General features: G+C 61.4%; 18 protein-coding genes, 1 tRNA gene and 1 pseudogene. 15 read left to right on the top strand and 5 right to left on the bottom strand.

Translation table 11 applies throughout. From position 1 onward, the window contains the following. Positions 1 to 32 precede the first annotated feature (32 nt). From tssK to ACODS5_RS03120, 10 genes and pseudogenes are all read left to right on the top strand, one after another. The gene (tssK, locus tag ACODS5_RS03165) at positions 33 to 1,370 is read left to right on the top strand and encodes a type VI secretion system baseplate subunit TssK (protein ID WP_134692147.1); all 1,338 of its coding nucleotides are present in this window, start codon (positions 33 to 35) and stop codon (positions 1,368 to 1,370) included. A 1-nt stretch (position 1,371) separates the two neighbouring features. After that, positions 1,372 to 2,226 carry a type IVB secretion system protein IcmH/DotU gene (gene icmH / locus ACODS5_RS03160; protein WP_134692145.1) on the top strand — a complete coding sequence of 285 codons (855 nt, stop codon included), beginning with the start codon at positions 1,372 to 1,374 and terminating at the stop codon, positions 2,224 to 2,226. 133 nt (positions 2,227 to 2,359) lie between these two features. Further along, the gene (locus tag ACODS5_RS03155) at positions 2,360 to 2,875 is read left to right on the top strand and encodes an Hcp family type VI secretion system effector (RefSeq protein ID WP_102682902.1); all 516 of its coding nucleotides are present in this window, start codon (positions 2,360 to 2,362) and stop codon (positions 2,873 to 2,875) included. Between the two features lie 76 nt (positions 2,876 to 2,951). Next, positions 2,952 to 5,114 (top strand): type VI secretion system Vgr family protein, encoded by a 2,163-nt coding sequence (locus ACODS5_RS03150; RefSeq protein WP_489107882.1) that lies wholly within the window; start codon positions 2,952 to 2,954, stop codon positions 5,112 to 5,114. Next, positions 5,111 to 6,031: a DUF4123 domain-containing protein gene (locus ACODS5_RS03145; RefSeq protein ID WP_256660279.1), complete on the top strand. Its 921-nt coding sequence runs from the start codon at positions 5,111 to 5,113 to the stop codon at positions 6,029 to 6,031. The genes ACODS5_RS03150 and ACODS5_RS03145 overlap by 4 nt, the downstream gene beginning before the upstream one ends. Then, positions 6,024 to 9,014 carry a T6SS effector BTH_I2691 family protein gene (locus ACODS5_RS03140; protein WP_489107881.1) on the top strand — a complete coding sequence of 997 codons (2,991 nt, stop codon included), beginning with the start codon at positions 6,024 to 6,026 and terminating at the stop codon, positions 9,012 to 9,014. Before ACODS5_RS03145 ends, ACODS5_RS03140 begins: the two co-directional genes overlap by 8 nt. A 2-nt stretch (positions 9,015 to 9,016) precedes the next feature. Beyond that, positions 9,017 to 9,910 carry a hypothetical protein gene (locus tag ACODS5_RS03135; protein WP_489107880.1) on the top strand — a complete coding sequence of 298 codons (894 nt, stop codon included), beginning with the start codon at positions 9,017 to 9,019 and terminating at the stop codon, positions 9,908 to 9,910. Positions 9,911 to 10,005: 95 nt separating this feature from the next. Continuing rightward, positions 10,006 to 11,385 (top strand): annotated as a pseudogene (locus ACODS5_RS03130) (T6SS effector BTH_I2691 family protein); the annotation flags it as partial. 2 nt (positions 11,386 to 11,387) lie between these two features. Next, positions 11,388 to 12,281: a DUF6708 domain-containing protein gene (locus tag ACODS5_RS03125; RefSeq protein WP_489107879.1), complete on the top strand. Its 894-nt coding sequence runs from the start codon at positions 11,388 to 11,390 to the stop codon at positions 12,279 to 12,281. Beyond that, on the top strand, positions 12,278 to 12,535 hold the full coding sequence (locus ACODS5_RS03120; RefSeq protein WP_134692135.1) for a PAAR domain-containing protein: 258 nt from the start codon (positions 12,278 to 12,280) through the stop codon (positions 12,533 to 12,535). Before ACODS5_RS03125 ends, ACODS5_RS03120 begins: the two co-directional genes overlap by 4 nt. 101 nt (positions 12,536 to 12,636) lie before the next feature. Here ACODS5_RS03120 and ACODS5_RS03115 read toward each other — a convergent pair. The 5 genes from ACODS5_RS03115 to ACODS5_RS03095 all read right to left on the bottom strand — a co-directional run bounded on the left by ACODS5_RS03115 (position 12,637) and on the right by ACODS5_RS03095 (position 16,296). Further along, positions 12,637 to 12,712: transfer RNA gene (locus tag ACODS5_RS03115), tRNA-Gly, on the bottom strand. A gap of 64 nt (positions 12,713 to 12,776) precedes the next feature. After that, the gene (pgsA, locus tag ACODS5_RS03110; protein ID WP_011534581.1) at positions 12,777 to 13,337 is read right to left on the bottom strand and encodes a CDP-diacylglycerol--glycerol-3-phosphate 3-phosphatidyltransferase; all 561 of its coding nucleotides are present in this window, start codon (positions 13,335 to 13,337) and stop codon (positions 12,777 to 12,779) included. Between the two features lie 33 nt (positions 13,338 to 13,370). Continuing rightward, positions 13,371 to 15,194, bottom strand: coding sequence for an excinuclease ABC subunit UvrC (gene uvrC / locus ACODS5_RS03105; RefSeq protein ID WP_489107878.1), 1,824 nt, complete (start codon positions 15,192 to 15,194; stop codon positions 13,371 to 13,373). 10 nt (positions 15,195 to 15,204) lie between these two features. Next, positions 15,205 to 15,843 (bottom strand): response regulator transcription factor GacA, encoded by a 639-nt coding sequence (gene gacA, locus ACODS5_RS03100; RefSeq protein WP_054892718.1) that lies wholly within the window; start codon positions 15,841 to 15,843, stop codon positions 15,205 to 15,207. 63 nt (positions 15,844 to 15,906) lie between these two features. Continuing rightward, entirely contained in the window at positions 15,907 to 16,296 is a 390-nt protein-coding gene (locus tag ACODS5_RS03095) for a helix-turn-helix domain-containing protein (protein WP_134692132.1), read from the bottom strand. Positions 16,297 to 16,921: 625 nt separating this feature from the next. Here ACODS5_RS03095 and ACODS5_RS03090 point away from each other — a divergent pair. Genes ACODS5_RS03090 through ACODS5_RS03070 form a run of 5 tightly spaced genes read left to right on the top strand, consistent with a single transcriptional unit; the run spans position 16,922 to position 23,894 of the window. Continuing rightward, positions 16,922 to 18,229, top strand: coding sequence for a nucleotide sugar dehydrogenase (locus ACODS5_RS03090; protein WP_134692130.1), 1,308 nt, complete (start codon positions 16,922 to 16,924; stop codon positions 18,227 to 18,229). A gap of 56 nt (positions 18,230 to 18,285) precedes the next feature. Continuing rightward, on the top strand, positions 18,286 to 19,818 hold the full coding sequence (locus ACODS5_RS03085) for a glycosyltransferase (RefSeq protein WP_489107877.1): 1,533 nt from the start codon (positions 18,286 to 18,288) through the stop codon (positions 19,816 to 19,818). Between the two features lie 15 nt (positions 19,819 to 19,833). Then, positions 19,834 to 20,997 (top strand): PilZ domain-containing protein, encoded by a 1,164-nt coding sequence (locus ACODS5_RS03080; RefSeq protein ID WP_134692126.1) that lies wholly within the window; start codon positions 19,834 to 19,836, stop codon positions 20,995 to 20,997. 9 nt (positions 20,998 to 21,006) lie between these two features. After that, positions 21,007 to 22,455 carry a sel1 repeat family protein gene (locus tag ACODS5_RS03075; protein WP_489107876.1) on the top strand — a complete coding sequence of 483 codons (1,449 nt, stop codon included), beginning with the start codon at positions 21,007 to 21,009 and terminating at the stop codon, positions 22,453 to 22,455. After that, positions 22,452 to 23,894 (top strand): alginate export family protein, encoded by a 1,443-nt coding sequence (locus tag ACODS5_RS03070; protein WP_489107875.1) that lies wholly within the window; start codon positions 22,452 to 22,454, stop codon positions 23,892 to 23,894. The genes ACODS5_RS03075 and ACODS5_RS03070 overlap by 4 nt, the downstream gene beginning before the upstream one ends. Positions 23,895 to 23,896 lie beyond the last annotated feature (2 nt).

Genomic DNA, 23,896 nt, shown 5'->3' with positions numbered 1-23,896 from the left:
TTCTCACTTACTCACGCTGACATGGAGCGCTCATGAGTTCACGTAATCCCGTCCTGTGGCCTGAAGGTCTGTTCGTCAAACCGCAGCATTTCCAGCAGGCTGGCCGTGCCGCTGAAGCGGCCCTGCATCAACGCCTTGGCAGCCTGAACGCAGCCTTTTATGGATTCAGCGAGCTGCAACTGAACGACGAATATTTGAGCCTGGGCAAGATCGCCATCACCCGCGCGCGCGGCACCATGCCGGACGGCACGGTGTTCGATATCCCGGCAGATCTGCCACCGCCGCCGCCGCTGGAAATCGAGGACAACGGCGCGAAAGACAGCGAGATCTACCTCTGCCTGCCACTGCGCACCGAGGGTGGCCGAGAGGTGAGCTGGCCCGACAATGCCGCCAACTTCCGCTACAGCGCACAGGCTCAGGAAATCAAGGACACCCATAGCGCCGACGGCGACTTGGCGCAGGTCGATCTGGCAGTACCCAACCTTCAGCTCAAACGCAAGGCCGATGACAGCAGCGCTTACACTCGCCTTGCCATGGCACGCATTCTGGAGCGCCGGCCCGATGGCAGCCTGCAACTGGATGAAGGGTTCTACCCGACCAGCGTCTCGGTACGGGCGGTGCCGGCACTCCAGCGTTACCTCGAGGAGATCACCAATACCCTGCGCGAGCGCTCGCGCAACCTGGCTAGCCGGATAGGCGCATCGGGCCAGTCCGGTATTGCCGACATCCGCGACTTCAACCTGCTGCAGGCCATGAACCGCTGGTGGCCGTGCTTCCAGCACTTGGCCAGGCAGGGGCAGACACACCCCGAGCAGTTGTACCTGCATATGAGCCAGGCCTGTGGCGAGTTCGTGACCTTCACCGACGAAAGCCGGCTGCCTCCAGAGTTCCCCGCCTATCAGCACACCGCTTTGCGCACGTCATTCAAGCCGCTGCAGGACATTTTACGCCGCGCCCTGGGAACGGTCCTGCAACCGCGAGCCATCTCGCTGCCGCTAGACGCGCTGGATTACGGCGTGATGACAACAACGCTCGAAGACCGCCGCCTGATCGATGACGCGGACTTCATTCTCGCCGTGCGCGCGGACCTGCCGCCGCCAACATTGCGCCGGCTGTTCCTGCAGAAAGCCAAGGTCACATCCCTGGAGACCTTGAATGACCTGGTGCATAAGCAGTTGCCCGGCATTGCGCTAAATCCGCTGCCTGTGGCCCCTCGCGATCTGCCCTTCCATGCGGGCTTCAGCTACTTCGAGCTCGACCGCCGCGACCCGGCCTGGGCCTGCATGAAGACGGCCAACGGCTTCGGGATTCATATCGCGGGGGAGTTCCCTGGGCTCGAGTTGCAGTTCTGGGCGATCAGGAGCGAGTGAGATGCAAGAGAACAATCTCGCACACAATGAAACCGTATCAGCTCAAGCTGAGCAGTTGCCATCAACGCTTGCAACGCCTTTACCCACTGGGGACGTGGCCTCCGAGGCAACCACACCAAAGCCCGCTCCTGATTACAAGGGCTACCCCGCCGATCCCGACTTTCAACTACGGGGCGGCTACGACAACCTGATGCTGGACGCAGCCACACCGTTGCTTGGACTGGTCATGCGCCTACGCACGCTCGATACCTTGCCAAACATCAAGGACGTGCACCAGCAGGTGCGCAACCAGATTGAAAACATCCAGCAAGAGATGCGTCAGCATGGCTACGAGACCACGCAACTTCTGGCGTATTCCTATGGCTTGTGCCTGTTCATTGATGAAGCCGTGATGGAACGGCCATGGGGCCAGGCCAGCCTTTGGAGCCAGGAACCCCTGCTCAGCATTTTCCACAGCGAAACGTTTGGCGGCGAAAAGATCTTCACCGTTATCTCGCGCCTGATGCAAGAACCCCAGCGCTACAAGGACGTGCTGGAGTTCATGTACTTCACCCTGTGCCTGGGGCTCAAAGGCAAGTACGCCCTCGCGCCCAAAGGCGCAGAGACGCTGAACACCCTCATTCACCAACTCCACGGAATCATACGTGAACTACGAGGGCCCACGCCGACAACGGCCTGCGACCCCTACACCAACGTTGCCCCGCGCAACTTCCGCATGAATCGGCAATGGCCCTGGTGGAGCCCGCTGGTGATTTGCGCCATTGCCATGGCCACGGCCTACGGCATCTACAGCTACCGCCTGCACCTGATAACCACAGAAGTGCTGGAGTCGCTCAACGGCATCTTGCAGCAGTAAACCGCCGGCGGTCGGCACAACCGTATTCAACGATTTGACGCAGCGTTTGCCGCGTTGAAAAAGCCCATCGATTCCGATGGCCACGCTGCCGCTTGTGCGCGTGCTTATCCACATGGACGCAGGAGAAACTGTCATGCCAACACCCGCTTACATCAAGATCGAAGGCCAGACCCAAGGCAACATCACCGCGGGCGCCTTCACCTCCGATTCAGTCGGCAACGTGTTTGTCGAGGGCCACGAAGACGAGATTCTGGTGCAGGAGATCAAGCACCAGGTGACCGTACCTACCGACCCGCAAAGCGGCCAACCTGCAGGCCAACGGGTCCACAAACCCTTCATCTTCACCAGCGCCCTGAACAAGGCGACACCGCTGATGTATCAGGCCCTGTCCAGCGGCGAAATGCTGCCGACTGTTGAAGTCAACTGGTATCGCACTTCGGTTGAGGGCAAGCAGGAGCACTTCTTCACCACCAAGTTGGAGGACGCCACCATCGTCGACATCAACACCACCTTGCCGCACGCACAAAACAAGGAGAACGCTGACTTTACCCAGTTGATCGAGGTATCGATGTCGTACCGGAAGATCTCCTGGACACACGTCACCGCAGGCACCGAAGGCTCCGACGACTGGCGTAAACCCGTCGTCTAACCCGGCTGAACCTCCCTGGCAGGCAGGCAGGCCCTGCCGGGGGCGTTTGAACTCTCGGACGGCGTAAGGACTTTTGATGCCCAGCCAATCTGATTTGCGGTACACCTTCGAGCCACTCGTTGGCAATGCCGAGTTTGAAGTGGTGTCGTTTGAACTCAAGGAAGAAATCAGCGCGCCTTTCACTCTCGAGCTGGAATTGATCAGCTTCGAGCCCGACATCGATTTCGGCCAACTGCTGGATAAACCCATCGTATTCACGATCTGGGATGGCAAAGGTCCGCTGCGCCACGTGCATGGGCTGGTCAGCCGATTCAGCCAGGGTGAAAGCGGCTTTTACCGTACCTACTACCACGCCTTGGTCGAGCCCATACTGGCCCGCGCCGGACTGCGCTCGAACTGGCGCATCTTTCAGCAAAAGACTGTCCCGCAGATTATTGAACTGATGCTCCAGCGTCAGGGCATCGATCAATACGAGCTTCGCGCGAGCCTGGACCACCAGGTGCGCGAATTCTGCGTGCAAGCGGGCGAGACCGACCTCGACTTCATCGCCCGCCTGGCGGCTGAAGAGGGTTTTGTCTATCGCTTCGAACACAGCGAAAAACTGCATAAATTGATCATCACTGATCAGTTGCAATCCCTCGGACTGATCAGCCATGGCGCGCTCAAGACCGACAACGATGACCTCTTCGATAGCGAGGAGGTCATCGATCCGAACACCGTCCTGTATCAATCCAGCAGTGGCGGCGATCAAGCCAGGCCTTGCCTGCGGCGCTTGCGCTATAGCGAGCAGGTACGAACCTCGCGACAGGTCCAGCGCGACTACACCTTCACTCACCCGGCGTATCGCCAGGAACACCGTGCTTGCGGCCCTTTCCTGGAACACCAGTCCACCGAGTACGAACGCTTCGACTATCCCGGCCGCTACAAACGCGATGCCGTGGGCAAACCGTTCACCGAAAACCGGATAACTGCCCTGCGCCATGATGTGCGCATTGCGGAAGTTCAGGGCGATGACGTAAGGCTGCAGCCTGGGCTCAGCTTCACGCTCACAGGCCACCCACGTGATGATCTGAATGCGCATTGGCGCGTGAACAGCGTGGTTCACAAGGGCAGCCAGTTCACCAGCCTGCAGGAAGAAGCCGCCGGCCTCGATCAGAGCACACGTTACGAGCAAACCGCGCAGCTTGTACCCGGCAGAACCGAGTGGCGCCCTGCTCCGCTCAAAAAGCCCCGCGTCGACGGTCCTCACATGGCCACCGTGGTCGGGCCGTCCGGTGAGGAGATCTATTGCGACGAATGGGGTCGGGTCAAAGTCAGCTTTCCCTGGGACCGGGAGAGCAACAACAACGAGTTCAGTTCCTGCTGGGTGCGGGTATCCCAGGGATGGGCAGGTGGCAGTTGGGGGTCGATGGCCATCCCGCGTATCGGCCAGGACGTGATCATCCAGTACCTCAACGGTGACCCCGACCAGCCGATGATCACCGGGCGCACCTATTGCGGTAACCAGTTGCCGCCCTACGACCTGCCCGACCACAAGACCCGCATGACCATCAAGAGCCAGACCCACAAGGGCGATGGCTTCAACGAGCTGCGGTTCGAGGATGAGCTGGGCCGGCAGGAGGTGTTTATCCATGCGCAGAAAGACCAGAACAACGTCGTCAAACACAACGAAACCACTTTCGTCGGCAATGACCGCAGTGAACAGGTCGATCATGACGAGTCGCTCAGTATCGGGCATGACCGCAGCAAAACGGTGGGCAATGATGAGCGGGTCCGGATTGGCCAGGATACGTTTGTCGATATAGGCCGAAATCAGAAAATAAACATCGCCAAAGACCGTATAGAGGCCGTCGGCAATCATCGCCACGACCGGATCACAGCCAATCACCACATCAGCGTCGGCGGCAATCTTGAGCAGCAGGTCGAGGGCCATGCAGAGCTGGAGGCGGGGCTGGAAATCCGCAGGCGCACCCGACGCTACGACCTTCGAACAGCGGAAGCTGTGATCATCCAAGGGCCTGGAGGCTCCATCCGGATTGATGACAAGGGCATCACCCTGGACAGCCCGACCATACACATCAACGGCGTCCTGCTCCAATCTCCAAGCGGTAGCACCAACCACTTTTCCATCAGCAGCGCACCCATCACTGGCAAACCTCTGGAACGCCTATGCGGGCGGCGCCCCGATGGCACCTGCCCGTTGCCCGACTGCCGCTGTATCAAAGGGCCAGTCCAATGAATACAACACCCTCGCAGCTGTCCGGCGAACCTCTCGGACATCCCTTTCGCTTCATCCTGCTCATGACCCGCGAGCTCGAGTACTGGGCCTACCGGCCCATACCGCAAGAAGGCGAATTGGTACCGGCCTATGCCCCATCAGTACTCGACCTCATCCATAACGTCAGTCGAAATACTCGACATGCATGGCTATGGAAGCGCAGCGCGCTGGACGACCGCCACGAATTTGGCCCTTTGCTGGTCGACGTTTCAGAAGCGCCAGAACTCCTTACCCATGCAATCACCACCTGGATGCCCGTTGGCGGGGCCATAGCACTGGATAGCGAAGCTTGCCTCGCAGTGCTAGCGGACCATTTCACCAGCCTTACTCAGGTCATGCTCCCGGATCAGGGAGCGGCCAATTTTTACTTCAAGCCGGATCATCTTGCAGCCTGGCTCGATGCATTGGACGGCGATCATCGCGCCACCTGGCTTGGACCTGTGTCGTCACTGGCCTGGCGAGTCAACTGGGGGCCGGCCCATGAATGGAAAACACACGAACGCTCCCCGACTACTGCCCGCCTGATATCGCAAGCACCGCTGCGCCTTCGCGTGCATGAACTGGACCGGCTGCACGCAGGTATACGCGAGCACTTCATCCTCACGCTGGCGCACGAAGTCTTGGCCATGCCACCCCATGCCACCCAAACGTTAGCCGCCATTAGGGAATGGATTGAAGCCCTGTTGCCACAGCTGAAGTCCCTCAACTTTCGCGACGAGGAAAGTGCAGGTCAGTTCATTCGGCTGATGGCCGGGCACATGTGGCTGATGAGCAGTGACCAGGCTACGAAGATCTACACCAACCTCAACGAGTCGCCCCAGGCCCGTCTTCGCGAGCTGCACGCACTGGTCCAAATCAAGGAATCCAACCATGACTGATACTGCCGCCGGCAGCGCCACCTCCGGCCCGGCCTGCAGCCCACGCGTGCCCATCCTGCCAGTGCGCTATGCCATCGTGCCGCGTACGGGCGATGCCCCGGCCTGTCGCTATGCAGGCGCAGGCTTCAATCTGGAACAAGGCTTCGCCCCGCTGCAGCACTCGTCCTACACCCTGCGCACCCTGCGCCCAGGCTATATCTACGTGTTCATGAAAGGTCCCCAGGGCGAAAAGCTGGTCATTCATGAGTACGACGGCGAAGGACGCTACCAGGAGCTGCGCTATCAAGGGCTGGAAGGCTACCACTTGCGCGAACGCTACCTGTCCAGCCAGAGCATGGGCTGGGTATGGGCCGACACCAGCCCGGACACCGCCAAGGAAGTGTGGATCGGCTATAGCCCGCACCTGTGGAGCAACGCCACGACTGCCCGCATCACCGCTTCAGCAGCCCTGCGCAAACGGCATATGCGTCAGCTGGACATGGCCGAGCTGATTGCCGGCAACCCGGCCCCCTCCACCCAGCCCCATGTACTGCCGCTCAGTGCGCTGCAAAACTGGGTCGAAGACTACAAACCGGCAAGCCGGCGTATGTCCCTGACCTGGAGCAGCCACGCGTCCACAACCACCTTGTCCATCGGCAGGCTCAACGCCATTGCCCGGGACTATCCCAGCACCCAACCGAAGATACCGGTGGTGGTGGCGCTGGCTGATGCTGAAGGCATGGCCCTGGACCTGAGCCTGTCGGTTTCGGCTTACCAGCACCAACTGCACGACCTGATGCCCGCCGAGCAGCTCGAACACACCAAGCCCGCGCAAGGCGCCGAGCAGGCAGGCGTACCGGCGTGCTACCAGCTCGATGCCGAACGGCTCAGCCAGCAGAGCCGCGATTTTCACCATCGCAACCTGGTCGCCCTGTTGCTGAACAAAACACTGGAGACGATGTACCCGGCGGATATGCCCGCTACCGACGTGGTCGAAACAAGACTGCAGTCCCCCCGCACCGGACGCCCTCTCCCCCCGGCCGAGGCACGTTATCGGGCGCTCACACACGAGGACTATTCCCCGAACGGTGCGCGTTTGGCGCTGCGCATCGATACCGACAAATACCTGCAGTTCCTCACCGAACGCGATGAGCTGGAGCAGCGCATTGCAGGCCTGCGCAACCTTGCCCTGCAAGCCAGTCATGATCACGACGCGTGGCTGGCCACGGCCGAAGCCGCGCATATCGATGACCCCTACAGCCTGGCCGCCGCACTGGCGTGCTATGACCGCGACGAACGCATCTCGGCCCGTGGCCTGGAAATCTCCCTGGCCCTGCTGATCTACCCGATGGGCCAGCCGACACCCGGTACCGAAGACCGAGACCGGCGCTTCAAACGCCTGGAACAGTGGCTGGACCAGCACGACAGCCCGCTCTACACCGCCCTGGCGCCGTTCAACCCCTTCAAGGACAAAGCCGATGCGGCCGGCAATGTGCTGGGTGGCAGCGACAATGTCATCGAAGGGCTGGCCGGGCGTTTTCCGGCCATTGCCGACATCACCGATCTCACGGCCCAGTCCGTCAACGCCGTGGTGCTCAAACGCCTGCGTGGTCACACCCGCTGGGATGCCAGCCATACCTTGCGTCAGCAAGTGCTGCTGGCGGCGCGTGAGGCCAATGCCGAGAAAGCGCTGGGGCTGTTGGCGGCGCGTTACCAGATCACCGACCAGGCCATCCGCGAGAACCCGTTCAGCCAGGAGGTGGAGCGGTATTTGAAGAGCGGCATGGCGCAAGTTGAGGAAATGAAGCAGCTGCGTATTTCGGGCAATCGGACGGTAGCGGTTGAGTTGACCACCACTGCGCGGGTTAAACCCAACTTTCTCGGGTTGCTCACGTCGGGCGGGGGCGGTGGTCTGAACGCCGGGATGCTGTGGTTCAACGTGATCTCGCTGAAGACGGCTTACAACAGCCTGCAGAAAAGCAATGCGCCGGAATACACCTTGGGGTTTGCGGCGTCGATTTTCGGTGTGATCGGTGCGGCCGCGGCGACATTGGTCAGTGTACGGGCAACGCAGAAGGCTGTGATGCTGCGATTGAGCTCGACGGCGCCGGGGATGGCGTTTGGTAACGGCGTGATCAAGTTTTTGGGGAGTAATCTGTTTGCTCGTTTAGCAGGCTACCCTGCAATTGGCTTTGGCTTAGTCTCAGACGGTTTAAAGGCGTATCGCCAGTATAACAACGGTAATTTAACTGCCGCTATCTATACAGCTAGCGGTGGACTGACCATGGCCGCGGGTTCTGTGGTCGCCCTTGAAGCAGGACTCGCAGTAGCGGGAGCTACGTCAGTAGTGCCCTTTGCCGGGTGGGCCGCAGCTGGGCTAGTGCTTCTAGGAATAGCGATTATTGCCGGAGGCTTATACCTTCACGCCCAAGCACATGCGCACCTGCACTCCCCTATTGAATTCTGGGCAGCACGGAGCATTTTCGGCAATCGTAAAAATGATGGAGAAGTGCATCCCGAAATCGTACTGGATCATGAAAAAAAACTTCCTCCATTCCCTTATCTGCAAGACGAACTTAAAGCCTGGCATGATGTGCATTACGGACCAAGGCTAATATCCGCAGAAGAAGCGCGATCCTTTGGCATGACCGGGATCGACAGTGGCTGGCATGAAAATAATTATTGGGCACCAGCAAACTGGACCGCCATCACCCACAACGAAGTCACCACCACACAACCCACCGTGGAATTCACAGTATTCCTACCGGGCTTTATCGTAGGCACAAGCGAATGGTCAGCTAGCTTGAGCAGCCTTCGTGAAGACGGAGAAATGGTCGTCTTTCCACTTGCTGCTATTTGCTACGTCATAGGCGCCGGCTTAATTCTGAATTTCAAGAACACCATAAACAACCAAACTCATGCCTCACTGCATTTAGCCTATAGCTCCAACCAAGGCTTGAATGAAGGAAATGAGGTTAGTTCAATTTTTCGTCTCGAGCGCTAATAATGTCAGTCATTTGGGCACTTAATATAAATTCGGATTCCGGATACAAACCAGCCATTGCTGGACAGTTAGCAAACCTGTCTGGAGATATATTAAGCCTGCGAAATCCTTGGGTAACAGACTCCGTATTTATGGGGAAAATCTATACCGCACTAATCATCGGAGTAATGACTGGCATTTACCCAAGCCTTCTATCAATCAAAATATTAAACCTCGACACCCTCAATCTTGCCTTCATAGCCATAATGACACTTACACCCTTCGTCTTCTTCCCCTTCTTGCTTTATAGAATCTATTTTATAAAAAATCTCTCCGGATTTTACTTCAACCGTGCAACCAAAAAAATATACTACCAGCGAGGAAGAAAGCTGTTCACTTTCGAGTGGAACACTACAGGCGGTGGCTTTTTCAAGCGAACTGAATATGGTGGCGCATCCTTCAGCACTTCCTATGCACTTGCCTTTGCTCCCTACAGAGAAGACGGCAGCCTCCACCAAAAAGACTGCCTCTGGGTCGACAGTAACGAGCCCACCGAACCGGGCTTCAAACACGTCGCCGAAGTCTGGGAATACATTCGCCACTTCATGAACCACGGCCCGGCCAAACTCCCTCCTCCCGGCGAACCCAACTGGTGGTACCGACCGCTTCATGCCATCTGCCTGACCCCGGCAGAAGCCTGGCGCCACTACGCCCCCTGGCGAACCGGCGAGCCCGGAGAAATGCAGGGCAAGAAAAACTGGCAACTGCCGTTCTGGGCCGTGTTGTTCCCCTACAACCTCGGCCTTGCCCTCTGCTGGTACGGCGTATGCCGCCTGTTCAATGTCCGGGCTGCACCGCCTCCACCAGAGGCCTTCGAGCAAGCCCCAGTACGCTCAACCAAAAGGCAGCGTAAATGACCGACGTTTCTGCCAATAGCACCACCTCCGGCCCGGCCTGCAGCCCACGCGTGCCCATCCTGCCGGTGCGCTATGCCATCGTGCCGCGTACGGGCGATGCCAGCCATACCCTGCGTCAGCAAGTGCTGCTGGCGGCGCGTGAGGCCAATGCCGAGAAAGCGCTGGGGCTGTTGGCGGCGCGTTACCAGATCACCGACCAGGCCATCCGCGAGAACCCGTTCAGCCAGGAGGTGGAGCGGTATTTGAAGAGCGGCATGGCGCAAGTTGAGGAAATGAAGCAGCTGCGTATTTCGGGCAATCGGACGGTAGCGGTTGAGTTGACCACCACTGCGCGGGTTAAACCCAACTTTCTCGGGTTGCTCACGTCGGGCGGGGGCGGTGCTCTGAACGCCGGGATGCTGTGGTTCAACGTGATCTCGCTGAAGACGGCTTACAACAGCCTGCAGAAAAGCAATGCGCCGGAATACACCTTGGGGTTTGCGGCGTCGATTTTCGGTGTGATCGGTGCGGCCGCGGCGACATTGGTCAGCGTACGGGCAACGCAGAAGGCCGTGATGCTGCGATTAAGTGCGACGGCGCCGGGGATGGCGTTTGGTAATGGCGTGATCAAGTTCTTGAGCAGTAATCTGTTTGCGCGTTTAGCGGGATACCCTGCAATAGCATTTGGCTTACTCTCTGATGGACTCAAGACGAAACGCCAACTCGATAATGGTGATTCAACTGCAGCCAGCTATACGTCAGCCGGTGGAGTAAGCATGGCTGTTGGCTCTGTCATCGTCCTTGAGGCCGGGCTTGCAATAGCAGGGCCCACGGTGTTTGTGCCCTTCGCCGGATGGGCCGCAGTTGCATTGGTGCTCGCGGGAGCAGCAATCATTGCTGGAGGCCTGTATCTTCACGCCAAAGCACATGAACGCGTTCACAGTCCGATTGAGCTTTGGGCAGCACGCAGCATCTTTGGCAATCGCATCAACGATGGAGAGGCCCGTTCTGAAATTATCCTAGACCATGAAAAGAAACTTCCGAGATTCTCCTCACTGCACGCAGAAATCAAAGCTTGGCACAACGAGCACTACGGACCAAAGCTCATATCAGCCGAGCAGGCCCTATCATTTGGTGTAACCAATGTGGACACCAAGTGGCATCATAACAACCATTGGGCACCGCCAAACTGGACCGCTATCACGCATAACGAAGTAGTCACGCCTCAACCCAGCGCTGAGTTCACAGTTCTTTTACCGGGCTTCGCAATAGGAACAAGCGAGTGGTCAGGAAGTTCGAGCAGCCTTCGTAACGATGGAGGAATGGACGTATTTCCGATCACTCCCGCCGCCTACGTTGTGGGCGCTGGCTTGATTCTGCATTTCAAGCACACGCTGACCCACCAAAACCACGTCTCACTGCATCTCGCCTACAGCGCCAATCAAGGGCTGGACGAAGGCACTGAGATTCATTCGAACTTCCGTCTCGAGCGCTGATCATGGCAACTATATGGCTATTTAACTCAACCTCATGCTCAGGGTACGAACCCGCCATTGGTGGACAGCTATTAAACGTATCCAAAAACTCTTTATGCCTACGCAACCCATGGGTAACAGACTCTGTATTCATGGGAAAACTTTACTGCGCAATGATTATTGGATTAATGATCGGTTTTTACCCATTTCTATTTTCTAGCGTCAGCTGGAAGGATTTTTTACTTGAGCCCATACTAATGACTGGAATGGTGCTTATGCCTTTCACCTTCCTTCCATTTCTATTTTACCGAATATGGCTCATCAAAGGCTTATCAAGCGTTTGCTTCAACCGCTCAACAAAAAAAATCTACTACCAACGTTTTAAGAAGGTATTCGTCTTCGAGTGGCACAATACTGGAGGTGGTCTTTTCAGGCGCACAGAGTTTGGTGGCTCATCTTTCACCACCTCCTATGCACTCGCATTCGCACCCCGTCGAAAAGACGGCAGCCTCCATCAAAAAGATTGCCTCTGGACCGACAGCAACGAACCCACAGAATCCGGCATCAAGCACGTCGCCGAAGTCTGGGAGTACCTCCGCCATTTCATGAACTACGGCCCAGCCAAACTCCCTCCTCCCGGCGAACCCAACTGGTGGTACCGACCGCTTCATGCCATCTGCCTGACCCCGGCAGAAGCCTGGCGCCACTACGCCCCCTGGCGAACCGGCGAGCCCGGAGAAATGCAGGGCAAGAAAAACTGGCAACTGCCGTTCTGGGCCGTGTTGTTCCCCTACAACCTCGGCCTTGCCCTCTGCTGGTACGGCGTGTGCCGCCTGTTCAATGTCCGGGCAGCACCGCCCCCGCCACAGGCCTACGACGAAGCCCCTGTTCAACTAAAAAAAGGAAAGCGCAAATGAAACCCATCGTACTCGTAGGCCATCGTCATAGTTGCCCTATCCATGGCGAAGGCACCGTAGAAACAGGCGCAAGCGCAGCATTCGTGGATGGCAGGGCAATAGCACGCGTCGGCGACCGAATCAGTTGTGGCGCTGTCATCGAAACCGGTGCTGGCAGCACGATCATCGAGGGCCAACCGGCAGCGAGGGAGGGAGACACCACCAGCCATGGCGGAATCTTGGTCGAGGGTGATCCGGGTTGGCTGATTGATTGACAGCAAAACCGGCAAATGGCTTGGACAAGAACGAAAAAAGACGCCGAAGCGTCTTTTTTCGAGAGCTCAAAGAATTCTATAAAATTCTTTGAGCCAATATTTGGAGCGGGAAACGAGACTCGAACTCGCGACCCCGACCTTGGCAAGGTCGTGCTCTACCAACTGAGCTATTCCCGCGTCGTGATGGGTGCCATTCTAGCGATTTACAGAATGGCGTCAACCCCTTGATTCAAAAAAACTTTTACTTCTGCTCCGAACCTTCGCGCAGGTGCGGCCAGGCGGCCAGCAGGTAATGCACCATCGACACCAGGGTCAGCCCCGCCGCCACCAGCAGCAGGCCGTAGCCCAGCACCACCCAGAAGGTCAGCACCGGCGGGTTGGCCAGCAGGATCACCAGTGCCAGCATCTGCGCGGCGGTCTTCCACTTGCCCAGGTTCGACACCGCCACATGGGCGCGGGCGCCCAGTTCGGCCATCCACTCGCGCAGCGCCGAGACGACGATCTCGCGGCCGATGATCACCGCCGCCGGCAGCGTGAGCCAGAAGTTGGCGTGCACCTGCACCAGCAACACCAGGGCCACGGCCACCATCAGCTTGTCGGCCACCGGGTCGAGGAAGGCGCCGAACGGCGTGCTCTGCTGCAGCCGACGCGCCAGATAGCCGTCGAGCCAGTCGGTGGCGGCGGCGATGGCGAACACCGTGCTGGCGGCCATGTAGCTCCAGTGATAGGGCACATAGAACAGCAGGATGAAGATCGGGATGAGCAGGACGCGTAGAACGGTGAGCAGGTTTGGAATATTCATCGGTACGACTGGCTGCGGGTTGAACCCGGCATTCTACTCGCTATGCAGGCTGGCATAAATCGACTCGGCAAGCTTTTTACTGATGCCGGGGGCCTTGGCGATCTCGTCGACACTGGCGCGGTTGAGCTCCTGCAGGCCGCCGAAATGTTTCAGCAGGTCGCGGCGGCGCTTGGGCCCTACCCCGGCCACGTCTTCCAGGCTCGAGGTGCGTCGGGCCTTGCCGCGCCGCGCGCGGTGGCCGGTGATGGCAAAACGGTGGGCTTCGTCACGGATCTGCTGGATCAGGTGCAGCGCCGGCGAATCACCCTTGAGCGTGAACTCGTGGGCCACATCGTTGAGGTACAGGGTTTCGAAACCGGCCTTGCGGGTCACGCCCTTGGCCACGCCGAGCAGGGTGAGGTCGCTCAGGCCAAGCTCCTGCATCACGTCACGGGCCATGTTCAACTGGCCCTTGCCGCCGTCCACCAGCAATACGTCGGGCAGCTTGCCCTCGCCGTCCTTGATGCGCCCATAGCGGCGCATCAGCGCCTGGTGCATGGCGGCATAGTCGTCGCCGGCGGTGACGCCTTCGATATTGAAGCGGCGGTAGTCGGACTTGAGCGGGCCTTCCGGGCCGAACACCACGCAGCTGGCCACGGTGGCCTCGCCGCTGGAGTGGCTGATGTCGTAGCACTCCAGGCGCTGCGGCACGTCATCCAGGCCCAGCACCTGGGCCAGGGCCTCGAAGCGCGCAGCCATGTGCTGGCGGTTGGCCAGACGGGCGTTGAGGGCCTGCTCGGCGTTGGTCACCGCCAGTTGCTGCCAACGCGCCCGGGTGCCGCGCACACGGTGGCTGATGCTCAGCTCGCGGCCGCGCAGGGTCTGCACCGCCTCGGTGATGGCGGCGAAGTCGTCATGCACCACGTTGACGATCAGCTCGCCTGGCAGTTCGCGCTCGGCGTTGCCGAGGTAGTACTGGGAAAGGAACGCGGCCATGACCTCGGCCACCTCCTCCTCGATGCCCACCTGGGGGAAGAAGTTCTTGCTGCCCAGCACCCGACCGCCACGCACGCTGATCAGGTGCACGCAGGCGCCGCCTGGGTTGACGAAAGCCGCCACCACGTCGACATCGCCGGAGCCGCCTTCCATGTACTGCTGGTCCTGGACCCGGCGTAACAGGGCGATCTGGTCGCGCAGCTCGGCGGCCTTCTCGAAATTCAGGGCCATGGCCGCCGTTTCCATTTCGGCGTTGAGCTCGTTGCCCAGCTGCTGGCTGCGACCCTCGAGGAACATCACCGAATGGCGCACGTCCTCAGCGTACTCGGCCGGCTCCACCAGCCCCACGCAAGGCCCCTTGCAGCGCTTGATCTGGTACTGCAGGCACGGGCGGGTGCGGTTGGCGTAGTAGCTGTCCTCGCACTGGCGCACCGAGAAGGCCTTCTGCAACAGGCTCAGGCTCTCGCGAATCGCCCCGGCGCTGGGATATGGGCCGAAATAACGGCCCTTGGCCTTTTTCGCGCCACGGTGGATGCCCAGCCGCGGGAACTGGCCGTCGGAGAGAAACACGTAGGGATAGGACTTATCGTCGCGCAGCAGGATGTTGTAGGGCGGCCGCCATTCCTTGATCAGCGTCTGCTCGAGCAGCAGCGCCTCGGTTTCGTTGGCGGTAATGGTAGTTTCGACCTGGGCGATGCGCGCCACCAGGGCAGCCGTCTTCGGCGCCAGGCCGGCCTTGCGAAAGTAGCTGGCCAGGCGTTTCTTGAGGTTCTTGGCCTTGCCCACGTACAGCAGGCGGGCTTCGCCGTCGAACATCCGGTACACGCCCGGGCGACCGCTGCAGGTCGCCAGGAACGCGCTTGCGTCAAAGGTTTGAGACATGAGGTGTGCTTTACAGACTGGCGTCGACCATACCGTGACGGACAGCCAGCAAGGTCAGTTCGACGTCGCTGGTGACCGAGAGTTTCTCGAAGATTCGATAACGGTAAGTATTGACGGTCTTGGGCGACAGACACAACTTGTCAGAGATGATCTGCACCTTCTGGCAGCCGACGATCATCAGCGCAATCTGGATTTCCCGCTCGGACAGCGCATCGAACGGCGACCCTTGCGGCTGGAACGACTTGAGCGCCAACTGCTGGGCAATCTGCGGGCTGATGTAGCGCTGGCCGGCGAACGCCAGGCGGATGGCCTGGACCATTTCGTCCAGGCCCGCGCCCTTGGTCAGGTAGCCGGCGGCACCGGCTTGCAGCAGCCGGGTGGGGAACGGATCTTCCTCGCAGACGGTCACCGCGACCACCTTGGTGTCCGGGTGGCTGCGCAACAGTTTACGCGTGGCCTCCAGGCCACCGATGCCGGGCATCTTCACGTCCATCAGGACCACGTCGGGCTTGAGCTCACGGGCCAGCTTGAGGGCGGCCTCGCCTGAGTCCGCCTCCCCCACCACCTGCAGGCCATCGATGTCGGCCAGCATGCGGGTGATGCCTGTACGTACCAGATCGTGATCGTCGACCACCAGGACCCTAATCAAGCAGACACCTCGTCAGTGGGGCGATTGGATCCCGCCACCTTAACAAAATTTTTCACAACCAACCTAGCGTAAAGCGTCATGGAAATATGCCTGACGGTCGGGGCGGCGGATCCGCAGGGCATCCTGGCCAGCGGTTTCGCCGGCCAGGCGGTTGAGCAGGTGCCAGACGGCGGCTTGGTCGGCCTCGGGCAAACGGCGAAAAGCGCCGAGCAGGCGGTCTTCGTCGGCGGTAAGGCTGTCCAGCGGCGCGGGGGTATGCACGCCGCTGAGTACATAGAGGGCATCGACACCGCGGTTGGCCACGGCCGCGAGGTAATCCATGCGCGGCGTGCGCTCGCCGCTTTCGTACTTGCCCTGGGCGTTGGGCTCGACGCCGCCGATGTCGCCGAAAATGCGCTGGGTCAAGCCCAGGCGTTCGCGTTCTTCTCTGAGTCGCGGACCGAATCCGTTCATCTGCATTGCCTCCTTTGCATGAGTGGAACACAGGTGCATCCGGCACCCGTGTGAATACTTGCTTGGTCGCTGGGCACTATGCCTTTTGGATCCAATCGATGCAAGTCATGGTTTTGGGTGAGTTGGGGGTTGGGTTTGGGATGAAGGGAGGTTCGCCGAAAGTAGTGCAGCGCCGCCCTCACGCGATCAAATCCCCTTCGACAACATCAAAACTTACGCAATCAGCACCACATAGAGCCCCCAAAAACATCGCTAAAAACCGCTAGAAAAGGCTCATTGCAAAAAGCCAGCCCCCCTGACACAAGCGCTAAATACCGAATTTGACGCCAATATATCGACACAAATAGCGTAATCATTTTTTTGACGCCGAACTTTTCGCAAACTTTAACTGATTGATTTACAACGATTTTTTAACTAAAAACAAAAATAAAAATACATAAACAAAACAACAACCAAACAACACTTGCCCAACTAACAAAAACCTCATTAGGATGTAAAAAGACCACCAAGAACCAACCTGCTTCGCCATATCCAAGCGCGGCTTGATCCTGCGCGGCTGTCTTTACCAACTTCCATGAACGGCATATCTCGGCCGGCCTTGTGCTGCGCCTGGGGAGAGGGACCTATGAACATCAGTATCTTCGGACTTGGCTATGTGGGCGCGGTCTGCGCCGGGTGTCTGTCGGCACGGGGGCACCAGGTTCTGGGCGTGGACATCGACCAGGCGAAGATCGACATGATCAACCAGGGACGCTCCCCCATCGTCGAGCCGGGCCTTGAGCAACTGCTGCTCGACGGCGTGCGCCAGGGCCGTCTGCGCGGCACCACGGACGTACAGGCGGCGATACTGGCCAGCGAATTGTCGCTGCTGTGCGTCGGCACGCCGAGCAAGCCCAACGGTGACCTGGACCTGGCATACATGGAGGCCGTGTGCCGCGAGATCGGCGCCGCCCTGCGCGACAAGGCCAGCCGCCACACGGTGGTGGTGCGCAGCACGGTGCTGCCGGGCACGCTGAACAACCTGGTAGTCCCGACCCTGGAACGCGCCTCGGGCAAGAAGGCCGGCATCGACTTCGGCGTGGCGGTCAACCCCGAGTTCCTGCGTGAAAGCACCGCGATCCAGGACTACGACTTCCCAGCCATGACCGTGATCGGCGAACTCGACAGCGCCTCGGGCGACCTGCTCGAGGCGCTGTACCAGGGCCTGGAAGCACCGGTGATCCGCAAGTCGGTCGAGGTCGCCGAACTGATCAAGTACACCTGCAATGTCTGGCATGCCACCAAGGTCAGCTTCGCCAACGAAATCGGCAACATCGCCAAGGCCTCGGGCGTCGATGGCCGCGAGGTGATGGACGTGGTCTGCCAGGACCACAAGCTCAACCTGTCGCGCTACTACCTGCGCCCGGGCTTCGCCTTCGGCGGCTCGTGCCTGCCCAAGGATGTGCGCGCCCTCACCTACCGCGCCGGCCAGCTGGACGTCGCCCACCCGCTGCTGGCCTCGCTGATGGACAGCAACCGCAACCAGGTGCGCCAGGCCTTCGAGCTGGTGACCCGCCCCGGCAAGCGGCGCATCGCCCTGCTCGGCCTGGCCTTCAAGGCCGGCAGCGACGACCTGCGCGAAAGCCCGCTGCTGACCCTGGCCGAACAACTGATTGGCAAGGGCTACGAGCTGCGCATCTACGACGCCAATGTCGAGCACGCCCGCCGCCATGGCGCTAACCGCCAGTACATCGAACAGCAGATCCCCCACGTCAGCGCGCTGCTGCGCAGCGACCTGCAACAGGTGATCGACGACGCCGAGGTGATCGTGCTGGGCAACAACGACGAGCGCTTCGCCCGCGCCCTGGATGCCGGTAGCGGCAAGCAGGTGGTCGACCTGGTCGGGTTCATGAACGGCACCAGCGACACCCGCCACCAGGGCATCTGCTGGTAAACCACGCCGCCCCGCCACGGCCGTGGCGGGTACCCGACAACAGGAGCTACAGCGCCATGGATCGACAGCAACAGCGGCCCTTCGCGGCCCCGGCCCATCTGCGCGCGGCCGCCCGCTTCTGCGCCTGGGCGCTGCTCGCCGGGCTGATCGCGCTGGCCTCGCAGATGGTCGCGCCACAGTACCTGGACCCCAACCACCACCTGTTCATCTTCATCATCGGCACTCTGGGCCTGTGGCGCTATGGCAATGCCATCGTCCACTACCTGCGCGGCATGTACTTCCTGCACTGGCGTTTCCCGCGCCTGCGCCGCCAGGTCGAGCGCCTGGGCGACGCAGCGCTGCCGTCGCGCCTGTTCATGGTGGTGACCAGCTTCCGCATTCCCACCCACACCACCTTCAAGGTCTACCAGTCGGTATTCCAGGAAGTGCAGCGGCTGAAGGTGCCGTGCACGGTGATCGCCTCGATCGTCGAGAAAGGCGACGAGCAGTTCATCAAGGACATCCTGCGCAACGAAGTGCGCGAGCGCGACGACATCGAGCTGGTGATCGTCCGCGCCCGCGGCACCGGCAAGCGCGATGGCCTGGCCCACGCCTTCCGCGCGCTGTCACGGCAAATGCCGCTGGACGACGCGGTGGTCGGCGTGGTCGACGGCGACACCATGCTGCTGCCCGGCTGCGTCGAGCGCGCGGTCAAGCTGTTCGCCGTGCTGCCCAGGGTCGGCGGCCTGACCACCAACGAGTTCTGCGAAGTCGAGGGCAGCCGCTGGATGCGTCAGTGGCACTCGATGCGCTTCGTCCAGCGGCACATCAACATGTGCTCGATGGCCCTGTCGCACCGGGTGCTGACCCTCACCGGGCGGTTGTCGTTCTTCCGTGCCGGGGTGATGACCAACCCGGCGTTCATCCGCGATGTCGAGGCGGACTTTCTCGAGCACTGGCGCCTGGGCCGCTTCCAGTTCCTCACCGGCGACGACAAGTCGAGCTGGCTGAGCCTGATGCGCGCCGGCTGGGACACCTTCTACGTGCCCGACAGCCACACCCTGACCGTGGAGCACCCCCCCAGCGACAGCTTCTGGGTGGCCACCCGCCAGTTGATGTTCCGCTGGTACGGCAACTCGCTGCGGCAGAACTTTCGCGCCACCGCCCTGCTCGGCCGCGCTCGCCTGGGCTTGTTCACGCTGTACGTGCTACTCGACCAGCGGGTGTCGATGTGGACCTGCCTGATGGGCCTGACCGCCTCGCTGGTGGCCGGCCTGGTGTTCGGCATCCAGTACCTGCTGGTGTACCTGTTCTGGGTGCTGGTCTCGCGCAGCCTGGTGACGGTGCTGTTCGTCTTCGCCGGGCACCCGGTCAGCCCGATGTACCCGTTCGTTCTCTATTACAACCAGATCGTCGGCTCGCTGATGAAGGTCTACGCGCTGTTCCACATGGACCAGCAACGCTGGACGCGGCAGCAGACCACCCTGGCCAACGGCAGCGTCGACTTCGACGCGAGCCTGAACCGCTGGTCCTCGAAGGCGATGCTGTGCGCGTCCATCGCGATCTTCTTCGGGGTCATCACCGTCCTGCTGGAACTCACGCAACGTTAAGGAAAGGCGCCTGCCATGAGTACTTCGAACACCCCATCGGCCCCGGGCAAGACGGCGGCCAATATCGTCCACGAAGCCATCGACGAGCGCCAGTACGTGCGCACCCGGATGAACGCCCGGGTGCGCCTGTCCGGCAGCGGCCGCGAGCCCTTCGCGGCCGACCTGCAGGATATCTCGCTGGGCGGCATCGGCCTGCTGCACGGCGCGCCGCTGACCATCGGCGCGCTGTACGACGCCTCGATCCAGCTGCGCCTGAACCAGGTCGACCTGTCGATCGACGGCAAGGTGCGTATCGTCTCCCAGCGCGGCCAGGAGGTCGGTGCCCAGTTCGTCGACCTCGACGCGCAGAAGCGCGACATCCTGCGCTACCTGATCAGCGCCTACCTGTCTGGCGAGATCGCCGATATCAACGGCCTGTTCAACGTGATGCAGCGGGAAAACTACATCAAGGAACGCAAGCACAAGCAGGCCCACGCGCGCACCCCGGGCGAGCGCCTCAAGGCCCTGGCCGGTACCGCGCTGTACACCGCAGCGGGCCTCGCCGCCCTGGGTTTCGTCGGCTACAAGGGCTACCTGCTGTTCTTTCGCATCCCGGCGCTGCAGGCCACGGTGGCGACCCATGCCCAGGTGATCAGCATGCCCGACAACGGCTACGTGAAATACCTGCTGCCCGCCGGCGCCACCGAGGTGCAGGCCGGCCAGCCGTTGGCGAGCATTTCCACCCAGCTGGCCACCCAGCTCACCACCCCGGCGGACATCAAGGCCCTGGCCGACCTGGCCCCCAGCGATGTGCAGGCGCTGCTCGGGCGCGCCACGGTCGAGACGGTGATCAACAGCCCGTGCGATTGCCAGGTCTACTACCCAGCGCCGCCCCTCGCCGGCTTCGGCTACAAGGGCGCGCCGCTGATGCACCTGCTGCCCAAGGATCAGGGCCTGTTCGTGCGTGCCAACGTGCCGTTCGACAAGCTCGCCGATATCGACCGCGTGCGTTCGGTGGACCTGCAGGTGTTCGGTCTGGACCAGCACTTCAGCGGCAAGGTGGTGGACGCCCGCTCTGACGAGGTCAACCGCAACCTGGCCCTGACCATTGCCCCGGACCAGCCCCTACCGGCGGCGGCCTACCAGAAGGCGGTGGCCGTCGACCTGTACCTGGGCCTGCCGTTCGGCAGCGGCAACTGAGGGCCGGCCATGAACGCCAAGAACGCCCCGCGCCTGCTGCTGGTCGGCCTGGGTCTGGCCTGGGCCGGCAACGCCTGCGCCGGGCTGAGCCTGGAGCAGGTGCGCTACGCGCTGTACAAGGACCCTAGCGCCAACGTCAGCGCCGACCTGCGCGTGCTCGCCGAGCGCGGCGACCTGGCCGCCAAGCAGCTGCTCGGCGACGTGCTGGCCGGCAGTGACGGCGCCAGCCGAGAGGACATCATCCGCCTGTACCAGGAAGCCTTCGCCGACGGCCATGGGCAGGTCCCGGCCCTGGCCTCGCTGGCGCGCCTGCTCGATCGCACGCCGAATTTGCAGCGCCGCCATGAGGCCTGGATGCGCCAGGCGCTGGGCCGTTACCCCAACGACCTCGACCCACGCAGCACCAGCACCAGCCTGGAAGTGTTCCTGGTCTACCCGCAACTGGTCCCCGGTGAGCGTGCCGCCGAACTGCTAGCGCTGTACGAACGTAGCTGCCTGCTCAACTGCCGCCCCGAGCTGTACCACGCGGTGGTCGCCGAACGCCAAGGCGACCGCGCCGGGGCCGAACGCTGGTATCAGCAGGCCGCGCGCATCGACCCACGCGCCGTCGACCGCTACTACCGCTTCCTCGGCGCACAGCAGGACAGCGCGTTCCTTGCCTTTGCCCGCCAACTGGAACCGCAAATGGCCAGCCTGGCGGTGGAAATCGTTCAGCGCGTCGGTGCTCTGGTGGACAACATCCATAGCGTCACCCGCGCCGAACTGGATGCCGAGCGCGAGCAGCGCCTGGGCCAGGCCCTGGGTCCCAAGCAGGAACTAACGCCCGCGCAGATCGCCCGCGACCAGGCCAACGACAAGCTGCGCGCCGACGGCATCGCCGAGGCCCAGCGCTGGCTGGACAACGCCGTCGCTCGCGGCTATCTGCCGGCGCTGGTGTCCAAGGCCAACTTCATGATTTCCAACCCTACCGAGCACAACGCCGAGCAAGCCCAGGCGCTGATCGCCCAGGTGCGGGCCAAGGCGCCGACCCAGGCCAAGGCACTGGAGGCGTCGTTCTACATGGTCAACAACTGGCTGACCCTGGACCCGGAGAAAGCCCAGGGGCTGATCGACGAACTGATCGCGGCCCGCTACCCCGATGCCCAGTTGCTGCTGGGCGACCTGTACAGCAAGGGCGGCCTGGACCAGCCCGACCAGACGCGCGCCCTGGGCATCTGGCAACAGCAGGCCGAGCAAGGCTCGACCGCTGCCTGGTACCGCATGGCCACCGTGCACCTGCGCGGCCGGGCGATCTGCCACGACCCGGTCAAGGCCTACACCTATGCCCGCATCGCCATGGACCTGGGCGAAACCCGCGCCCGCGGCCTGCTCAAACGGCTGGACAAGACCCTGCCCAAGGATGACATCGAGCGCGCCCTGGCCGCGCGCGGCGATCTGTTGAAGGAGGCCTCCCTGTGAAAGCGCACCATCCCCTGCTCGGCGCCCTGCTCGCCCTGGCGCCACTGCCCGCGGCGCTGGCACTGGAGGAAGTCACCGGCCCCGAGGCCGCCGGCCAAGCGTCGGTACGCCTGGCCGCCGACGGCAGCGAGCCGGTGATTACCTCGGAGTTCTTCAACAAGCTCACCGTGCAGACCGGCTACGGCCCCGAGGACTCCCAGGTCGGTCGCAACCGGGAAAGCTTCTACAGCCTGCGCTATGAGCCGTCGTTCGCCTGGTACTCGCCGGAAAAACGCTGGGCCAAGTGGATGGTCTATGGGCGCCTGTGGCTGAACTACGACTCCAGCCAGTCGAGCAACCTGGCGAACGAGTCGACCAACAACAACGCCCGCGAGCAACCCGAGGGCTGGTACGCCGAGCTGCGCGAGCTGTACGTCAAGCGCAACCTGATCGGCGACGACCCACGCTTCTCACTGTCGTTCGGCCGCCAACGCTTCAACGACGACTACGGCATCTGGTGGGACGACAGCCTGGAATCGCTGCGTTTCAACTACCAGGACAGCTTCTCCGACGCCTTCATCGCCGTCGGCCAGAAATTCCACAACTACAACACCGACGTCAACTCGCTGCCCGCCAGCGAGGAGCGCACCCTCTACCTGATGGGCCAATACGCCTACCGTTGGAGCAGCAACCACCAGGTCGGGCTGCGCCTGATGCACGAGAACGATCGCAGCGACCACGACAGCGACGATCGCTACGACTTCAAGGGCTGGCGCTACGGCCTGTTCTTCAAGGGCGAGCACCTGCCGCTGGACAGCGACTATCACCTGGAGCTGGCGGCGCTCGACGGCACGATGGACAACACCGACGGCAGCGGCGTCACCAGCACCGGTCACGCCAGCCGTGGCTGGGCCGCACTTGGCGAAGTCGGCAAGCGCTTCGACAACCTGCCCTGGACCCCGCGCGTCGCCCTGCGCGGCGGCCTGACCGACAAGCCCGGCGACGACAACGATGGCTTCCGGCTCAACCCGATCCAGTCCGACCGCATCACCCGCCAGGGCTCGTACAGCACGCGCCTGACCAGTTCCTTCGTGGCCCTGGACCTGCGCAACCTGAGCTACTACGGCCTGGCCCTGGAAACCCAGCCAACCCCGCGCAGCGCGCTGGACCTGCGTATCACCCAGCTCAACCTGCGCGACGCCCAGGGCGCGCTGCCGATCCGCATGAGCGCCGACTACCGCGCGCGCCGCCAGGACGCGTTGGCCGCCGGCCAGGGCAAGGGCGACAACGTCGGCCAGATGATCGACCTCAACTACTACTGGAAGATGTTCCCGGTGGCCCTCGACGGCAAGCGCCTGGACGTCAACACCCTGGTCAGCGCCAGCTATCTCAACGCCGGCAGCGCGCTGAACACCGGTGACGACTACCAGTTGAGCCTCGGCATCGTGATCAGTTATTGAGG

It is taken from the genome of Pseudomonas sp. FG47, from assembly GCF_057809115.1.
Note: the sequence above shows the minus strand (reverse complement) of the source record. Positions and strands in the feature narration are given on the sequence as shown.

What these genes read in the sequence shown, in the direction of transcription:
- ACODS5_RS03140 (WP_489107881.1), top strand. Translation starts at nt 6,024, where the DNA reads ATGACTGATACTGCCGCCGGCAGCGCCACCTCCGGCCCGGCCTGCAGC.
- ACODS5_RS03150 (WP_489107882.1), top strand. Translation starts at nt 2,952, where the DNA reads ATGCCCAGCCAATCTGATTTGCGGTACACCTTCGAGCCACTCGTTGGC.
- icmH (WP_134692145.1), top strand. Translation starts at nt 1,372, where the DNA reads ATGCAAGAGAACAATCTCGCACACAATGAAACCGTATCAGCTCAAGCT.
- ACODS5_RS03090 (WP_134692130.1), top strand. Translation starts at nt 16,922, where the DNA reads ATGAACATCAGTATCTTCGGACTTGGCTATGTGGGCGCGGTCTGCGCC.
- uvrC (WP_489107878.1), bottom strand. Translation starts at nt 15,194, where the DNA reads ATGTCTCAAACCTTTGACGCAAGCGCGTTCCTGGCGACCTGCAGCGGT.
- ACODS5_RS03125 (WP_489107879.1), top strand. Translation starts at nt 11,388, where the DNA reads ATGGCAACTATATGGCTATTTAACTCAACCTCATGCTCAGGGTACGAA.
- pgsA (WP_011534581.1), bottom strand. Translation starts at nt 13,337, where the DNA reads ATGAATATTCCAAACCTGCTCACCGTTCTACGCGTCCTGCTCATCCCG.
- ACODS5_RS03085 (WP_489107877.1), top strand. Translation starts at nt 18,286, where the DNA reads ATGGATCGACAGCAACAGCGGCCCTTCGCGGCCCCGGCCCATCTGCGC.
- ACODS5_RS03155 (WP_102682902.1), top strand. Translation starts at nt 2,360, where the DNA reads ATGCCAACACCCGCTTACATCAAGATCGAAGGCCAGACCCAAGGCAAC.
- ACODS5_RS03075 (WP_489107876.1), top strand. Translation starts at nt 21,007, where the DNA reads ATGAACGCCAAGAACGCCCCGCGCCTGCTGCTGGTCGGCCTGGGTCTG.
- ACODS5_RS03120 (WP_134692135.1), top strand. Translation starts at nt 12,278, where the DNA reads ATGAAACCCATCGTACTCGTAGGCCATCGTCATAGTTGCCCTATCCAT.
- ACODS5_RS03145 (WP_256660279.1), top strand. Translation starts at nt 5,111, where the DNA reads ATGAATACAACACCCTCGCAGCTGTCCGGCGAACCTCTCGGACATCCC.
- ACODS5_RS03080 (WP_134692126.1), top strand. Translation starts at nt 19,834, where the DNA reads ATGAGTACTTCGAACACCCCATCGGCCCCGGGCAAGACGGCGGCCAAT.
- tssK (WP_134692147.1), top strand. Translation starts at nt 33, where the DNA reads ATGAGTTCACGTAATCCCGTCCTGTGGCCTGAAGGTCTGTTCGTCAAA.
- ACODS5_RS03095 (WP_134692132.1), bottom strand. Translation starts at nt 16,296, where the DNA reads ATGAACGGATTCGGTCCGCGACTCAGAGAAGAACGCGAACGCCTGGGC.
- ACODS5_RS03135 (WP_489107880.1), top strand. Translation starts at nt 9,017, where the DNA reads ATGTCAGTCATTTGGGCACTTAATATAAATTCGGATTCCGGATACAAA.